We start from the raw sequence: 1,624 nt of genomic DNA on the forward strand, positions 1-1,624 counted from the left end.
ACCACGGTGTTGCTGCATTTGCGCGCCAGATCGATCAGCGCCTGGCTTTCGCCCAAGTGCTGAGTGCTGCAGGTCACGTGGACGGCAATCGGCGCTTCCTGGGGTGTGAAGTCCAGGCGATCCAGCAGATGCGTACGGATGAAGCGCACCGGATCGTACAGATCCAGTCGCGTTTCGCCGATGTCCTGCACCAGTCGCAACGTACACGGGCTGGTGTCGCAATAGATCGGGTCAAGGCCGCCGCGACTGGCGTGGAGCAGGGCGCTGATCAGTTCCTGGCGTTTGTGCTCGGCCTGTTCGGCGTAACCTTTGGAGGCGAATGGCTGGCCGCAACAGAGGTTGTCCTGATTGTCGGGAAAGACTACCTGGTAACCGGCCTTTTCCAGCAGGCCACGGGTTTTGTCGTACAGCGACATTTGTTCTTTGTCGCCCGCCGCCGGGCCCATGACCCGCGAGACGCAAGCTGCCAGATAAACCACGCGCGGGCGCTCGTCCGAAACGCTCGGGCTGAAACGAATGGCTTTTTCCGGTTGTGGCATGGCGTTGGTCCACAGCGGCACCTGGCCTTTGGACAAGCGCGTCAGCGTTGCCGACAACTTTGCGAGACGCGGCGCCCCGAGCATCATCCGCGCGCCGTTGGCGACGTGCAGGGTGAAGCGCGCGCCTTGCAGGGTCTTGGCGAAATTTCCTTCGATCCAGTCAGCGGTTTTCTGATGCGTGGCGTGTCGGCCACGGAGCTTTTTCACCAGTTCGCCGGTGTTGATGCCTACAGGGCAGCGTTGCGCGCACAGGCCGGTCGCGGCGCAGGTGTCGATGCCTTGGTACTCGTAGGCTTTTTCCAGTTCTGTGGTGTCGACGCCGGCGCGCTTTTTCGCCTGGATATCACGCCAGATGACGATGCGCTGGCGCGGGCTCAGGGTCAGGCCTTTCGATGGGCAGACCGGTTCGCAAAAACCGCACTCGATGCACTTATCCACAATCTCGTCTGCCGCCGGCAGCGGTTTCAGGTGCTTGAGGTGGATCTGCGGATCTTCGCTGAGCACCACGTCCGGATTGAGAATGCCGTTGGGGTCGAGCAGGCGTTTGAGCTGCCACATCAGTTGATAGGCGTCGCTGCCCCATTCCAGTTCCACGAACGGCGCCATGTTGCGGCCGGTGCCGTGCTCGGCCTTCAGCGAGCCGCCGAACTCCACGGCGACCAGTTGCGCGACGTCGTCCATGAACGCTTGGTAGCGTGCGATTTCTTCCGGGCTGTTGAAGCCTTGGGTGAAGACGAAGTGCAGATTGCCTTCCAGTGCGTGTCCGAAAAGGATCGCTTCGTCGTAGGCATGTTTGTCGAACAGCTCGATCAGGCGATTGACGCCGATAGCCAGTTGTTCGACCGGGAAGGTCACGTCTTCGATGATCACCGTGGTGCCGGTTTTGCGCACGGCGCCGACGGCGGGGAAGGTGTCTTTGCGGATGGCCCAGAGGCGGGCGTTTTCCACCGGGTCTTCGGTGAAGTCGACCTGCTTCTCCACGGGGAAACCGCGCAGGGACGCCATGATTTGCGCCAGTTGTTCCTGCAGCAATGTCGACGAAGCGGCGCGGGATTCGATGAGCAGCGCGCAGGCATTTTCCGACA

At 61.5% G+C, this 1,624-nt stretch carries 1 protein-coding gene; it reads right to left on the reverse strand.

Annotated elements, in window-relative coordinates; translation table 11 throughout:
- The coding region (locus D6877_RS25810; RefSeq protein WP_130912534.1) for an FAD-linked oxidase C-terminal domain-containing protein at positions 1–1,624 on the reverse strand (1,624 nt) is incomplete at both ends.

The organism is Pseudomonas sp. Sample_9 (assembly GCF_004307535.1).
Taxonomy (GTDB): Bacteria; Pseudomonadota; Gammaproteobacteria; order Pseudomonadales; family Pseudomonadaceae; genus Aquipseudomonas; species Aquipseudomonas mercuritolerans.